Raw genomic sequence first — 4,573 nt, forward strand, 5'->3', positions numbered from 1 at the left:
CCTGAAATATATCCGGGAAGATTTTTAAATTTCCCTGCTCCAAACACGATTTTTTGCGGCATGGAAAAAACAAATGAAGAATTCATAGTTTAATGTAGATTTTAATACATAATAAAAAGGGAAAATAGCTCCTGGAGGCTTAATTTACTATTTATGGTTTTTGAGGAAATATATTCATTTTTAAACTTCAAACATACAAATATACTAATACAATGAAATTGTATGCAAAAAGATCAATTCCCGGTTAAGCAATTGGAAAATTATTCATAAATTTTATCATTAATTGAAAACTCAAAAATTTTTAAGATTAGTTTTATGAGAATTTCCAAAATTTAATTTTTAATAATCATTCAAAATTTTAACATACTTTAAAATATATTATATAATTAAAACAATAACCCTTAAAAAAATAGGTATAATTCAAAAAATATACATAAATATTAGTTTAATTCCCTTATTTCTGTTATTAATTTAAAATATTTCATATTTTTGCGGCATAATACGTTATATAAAAAATAAATTTTACCCCCAAAATTTTAGATTAATGGTACAAAAGTTTAGACTTTCTGTATTAAAGTTAAGGTATAAAATACCCTTTGTGATTTTAGCCTTAATAGCAATATGTGGAATATTCCTTCCTGGCCGGCATGTGACAGCACCGGTTGCCGGAGCTATAAACACAGGTGATGTGGCCTGGATGTTGACTTCATCTGCGTTAGTCTTATTAATGACTCCAGGTTTGGCCTTTTTTTATGGCGGTATGGTCAGATATAAAAATCTGGTGTCTACCCTGTTGCAGAATTTTATAGCCTTAGGCGTAGTAAGCGTACTGTGGATTCTGGTTGGTTTTAGTATAGCATTTGGGGATGATTTGGGAGGAGTGGTTGGCAATCCCCTTACCTATTTTATGTTTAAGAATGTAGGAGCTGCTCCAAATTCTGTATTTGCAGCAACTATTCCTTTTGCTTTATTTGCAATGTTTCAATTGAAATTTGCGATCATCACCCCTGCGCTGATTACCGGAGGACTTGCTGAACGTGTCCGTTTCAGTTCTCTTTTGTTGTTTATCTGCCTGTTTTCATTATTCATTTATGCACCCTTGGCTCATTGGACCTGGCATCCTGATGGTTTTTTAAGAAAGTGGGGAGTGCTTGATTTTGCTGGCGGAACCGTAGTACATATATCTGCAGGTTTTGCAGCTCTTTCCGGGGCAATGATGTTAGGCAAAAGGGCTCATATTGAAAAGCATCAGATACCGACTAATATCCCTTATGTTTTATTGGGCACCGGAATGTTGTGGTTCGGATGGTTTGGTTTTAACGCAGGTTCGGCTTTAGGTGCCAATGAATTGGCTACCACGGCCTTTGTAAACACGAATCTTTCTTCTGCTACAGCCATGGTTACCTGGTTGTTTTTAGACAGCCTCAGCGGTAAAAAACGTTCGGCTGTTGGTGCTGCTGTAGGTGCTGTTGTAGGATTGGTCGCAATTACCCCTGCTGCAGGTTACGTTGATGTGGGGCACAGTATTTTTATCGGTTTCTTCTCCTCCATTATTAGCAATATGGCTGTGAGGTTCAAATCAAAAACAAATATTGATGATACTCTTGATGTTTTCCCTTGTCATGGATTAGGGGGAATTGTGGGAATGATTCTGACCGGAGTTTTTGCAAAAGGTTCAGGATTAATTTATGGAAGTACTTCTTTGTTTTTACACCATTTATTAGCACTTTTAATTGTAAGCATATTTACTTTCGGAGGATCCTATCTTTTATATATGATTACTAATTTTATTGTTCCTTTACGGGTTACTCCGGAACAGGAAGAAAAAGGACTTGACATTACCCAGCATGGAGAAGAAGCCACCGACTGGAGAGTTAGAATGAAAAGCCTATGATTTAATTAATTGATATTTTTAACAGGCCCCGGATTTAAGTCAATTCGGGGCTTTTTGTTTATTGTTGGAGATAATCCGATTATATTTTTCCCCTTAAATAACTTTGGCAAGAGTTTTGCATAAGTATTTTTGTATGGTTCAACAATAAATTCTTAAGATCATGAAAACAAGATTATGCGTCTTAATTATGCTGTTAATGTCTTTAACGGCATTTCCTCAGAGGAGATCTCAAGACAACAGACAAGACAATAGACAAGATAATAAAGAATCAAGGCAACAGAATGCAACACCGGCAGGAAGAAGAGTTAGTTCAGGGGATAATGCCCAGAGAAAAGGAGAAACTTTCTCTTCCGAAAAGAAATCAGCTACCTTCAGCAATGATAATTACAGAAGCAGTTCAAACCGTGATTATTCTCAACCCGATCGGGGCAATCAGGGAAATAATCAGAACAGGGAACAAAACTGGGGCCAATATAAGAAGGAACAGAGAAACCGGGGTAATGAAAATGTCTATACAAACCCGGGCCATCAGGGGCAATACAGAACAGTACCTGCTCAAAGTTATTCGTCCCGGGGGCATCGATATGACAATACCCAAAGGTACAATCCTCCTCAACCCAACTACGGGAGATCAGGAAGGACCAATATCTATGTGAACAGTTATCCCCGTCATCAGGAAATTATCCATCATTATTCCGGAAATCCTCTTAGCCTGGAAATAAGAAGAAGCAGATATCCTTATCGTGCACCGGTTCGTCTTGATATTATCTGGGATATCCACATGTTTAATAATTTCAGAATCTGGTATCCCGATTTTCATCGCTGGCATTATGATTATGGTTATCGTATCCCTTCTGTTTCGGCATACGAGGCAGCAGAATATGATGGAGAAGTGGTAAGGGTATACGGAAGGGTTTATGAAGCTTATTATTCTGATTCTGATAATTTATTGTTCCTCTATTTCGGCGGTTTCTATCCCTATCAGGATTTCACTATTGTTATTCCGGGAGACGAAGCTTTCAGATATGGAGGGGATCCTGTACGCTTTTTCGAGCATCAACATGTAGCTGCTACCGGACTGATTGACTTTTATAATAATAAACCGGAAATGTGGCTTAAGCAAAGGCAACAGATTGAAGTTTATTAATATTAAGTCTTTCGCGACTTGAAAGATATGAAGAGGGTGGCTGATATTTTTTGGACACCCTTTTCTTATTCTTCATTTTTAGTTATTTAGGCTGTTTGTTCGTATAGCTAAACATCCAGCGAATACCAAATCTGTCCAGACAGGTACCCCAATATGCTCCCCAGAACATATCTTGCAGCGGTGCTTTTTGTGTTGAACCTTCAGACAATTCCTTAAAAAGCCTGTCCGTTTCTTCTCTGCTGTCCGGCTCAAGAACTATAGTGGTGTTGTTCCCTATCTTAAGCTCATGTCCCATGCTTTCTAACATGTCCGACCCCATAATAACGGTACCTCCTAAAATAGGCAAAGCCATATTCAATATGCAATCGGCTTCCTTATCCGAGAGTTTGGGCGATCCAGGCAGCATCGGAGCATCTTTCATCCTTGCCACAGGACCAATAAATTCAGTTTAAAAACTTTTTTATAGAAGTCAAATGCTTCCTCCGCATTGCCCTGAAAATTCAAGTAGATCGAAATTTTTGCCATTTTTTTCAGTTTAAATTTGTAATTATTTATCTGTGTAAATCCATACTAATCATGATTTTATCCTTAATAAATTTACATAGAATTTAATTCATATAAATATTGAAAGAACAATTTTACAGCTTTAAAATAATTCTCTGTGATATCAAATGGTTCTTGAGGCAGGTTGCAACTTTTTAAATCAAACTATCTGACCATTTGCAATAACTTTTATTAAAAGCGGGCCATTTATTCTCAGATTGACAAATAATTGTTTTCAAGACTTTTTTTAATTTATGTGGTGTTCTTATTTAATAGAATTATCTATTTTATAACTTTACAGAAATAAAATATCTTACAATCCTTAATGTAGAATATTTATAATATTAAGCTTATGAAAAAAAGTATACTAATTTTAATCATGTTGATTTTGCCTTTGGCTGTTTTTTCTCAAAGGAGATCGCAGGCAGATAACAATGCGAAAAGAGAAAAAAGGCAGGAATCAACTACTACCCAGCAAGGGGTAACAAATTCTCAAACTCCTAAGCCTTTTGAACAAAAAAAAGAAACCAATGCCAGCAGTCAAAAAGTTCAAACAAAGGATCAGGGGGCGGTCAATCCCGGTGAATCCGGTAGACGAAGCAGAAATACCCAGTCTGCTGGACAGGGGAGTCAAACCGATGTAAGTGGTCAAAAAGCCCAGACAAAAGACCAAAGCTCGGGCAGTACCCAAAATGCCGGATATGGAAGAAGTCAAAGAAATTCATCTTCAGGGCAAAGCGGAGAAACCAAAACTGGCGGTCAAAAAGCCCAGATAAAAGACCAAAGCTCGGGCAGTACCCAAAATGCCGGATATGGAAGAAGCCAAAGTAATCCATCTTCAGGGCAAAGCGGAGAGACTAAAACTGGCGGTCAAAAAGCCCAGACAAAAGACCAAAGCTCGGGCAGTACCCAAAATGCCGGATATGGAAGAAGTCAAAGAAATCCATCTTCAGGGCAAAGCGGAGAAACTAAAACTGGCGGTCAAAAAG

Annotated in this window: 3 protein-coding genes and 1 pseudogene; 3 read left to right on the forward strand and 1 reads right to left on the reverse strand. The window is 37.3% G+C overall.

Annotated elements, in window-relative coordinates:
• Positions 1-598: 598 nt before the first annotated feature.
• Both Q8907_13095 and Q8907_13100 read left to right on the forward strand, forming a co-directional pair.
• The gene (locus tag Q8907_13095) at positions 599-1,894 is read left to right on the forward strand and encodes an ammonium transporter (GenBank protein MDP4275207.1); all 1,296 of its coding nucleotides are present in this window, start codon (positions 599-601) and stop codon (positions 1,892-1,894) included.
• A 160-nt stretch (positions 1,895-2,054) separates the two neighbouring features.
• Positions 2,055-3,041: a hypothetical protein gene (locus Q8907_13100; protein ID MDP4275208.1), complete on the forward strand. Its 987-nt coding sequence runs from the start codon at positions 2,055-2,057 to the stop codon at positions 3,039-3,041.
• A gap of 82 nt (positions 3,042-3,123) precedes the next feature.
• Here the strand turns inward: Q8907_13100 and Q8907_13105 are convergent.
• Positions 3,124-3,566, reverse strand: a pseudogene (locus tag Q8907_13105) (VOC family protein).
• A gap of 370 nt (positions 3,567-3,936) precedes the next feature.
• Here Q8907_13105 and Q8907_13110 point away from each other — a divergent pair.
• The coding region (locus Q8907_13110; GenBank protein ID MDP4275209.1) for a hypothetical protein at positions 3,937-4,573 on the forward strand (637 nt) is incomplete at its 3' end.

This window comes from Bacteroidota bacterium, from assembly GCA_030706565.1.
In the GTDB taxonomy this organism is placed as follows: domain Bacteria; phylum Bacteroidota; class Bacteroidia; order Bacteroidales; family JAUZOH01; genus JAUZOH01.